This window comes from Pseudomonas serbica, from assembly GCF_028823535.1.
Lineage (GTDB): Bacteria > Pseudomonadota > Gammaproteobacteria > Pseudomonadales > Pseudomonadaceae > Aquipseudomonas > Aquipseudomonas serbica.
Window position 1 is genome coordinate 1 of sequence record NZ_JAQIYM010000059.1, and the last position, 334, is coordinate 334.

The window sequence follows — 334 nt, forward strand, 5'->3', positions numbered from 1 at the left end:
GCGACCAAGCAGGTCGTAGGAAAATTCGAGGGTTTCATCACTGACACCCATCTGCTTGCCCTGCGCGGTGGGCAGGCGCTGGATCGACAGCAAGCGATCGCCGTCGTCATACACATAATCCTGACGGGCATCGGCATTGAGCTTGGCCAGCAACCGGCCAATGCTGTCGCGCTCGAATTCGGTGCGCCGTTGTGGCCGCTCGCCGCGTTCGCCGTAGCCGGTTTCATCGACCTGGGTCAGATGCCCGCCGAGGTTGTAGCTGAAGCGCCGGGTCAGGTTGTCGATGCGCTTTTCTTCGATCAGACGGTCGGATGCATCGTAGGCGAACTGGTAC

The 334-nt window shown here is 60.8% G+C and carries 1 protein-coding gene; it reads right to left on the reverse strand.

Features of this window, described 5'->3' with window-relative positions; translation table 11 throughout:
* On the reverse strand, positions 1-334 hold a 334-nt coding region (locus NQL71_RS29735), incomplete at both ends, for a hypothetical protein (protein ID WP_425520698.1).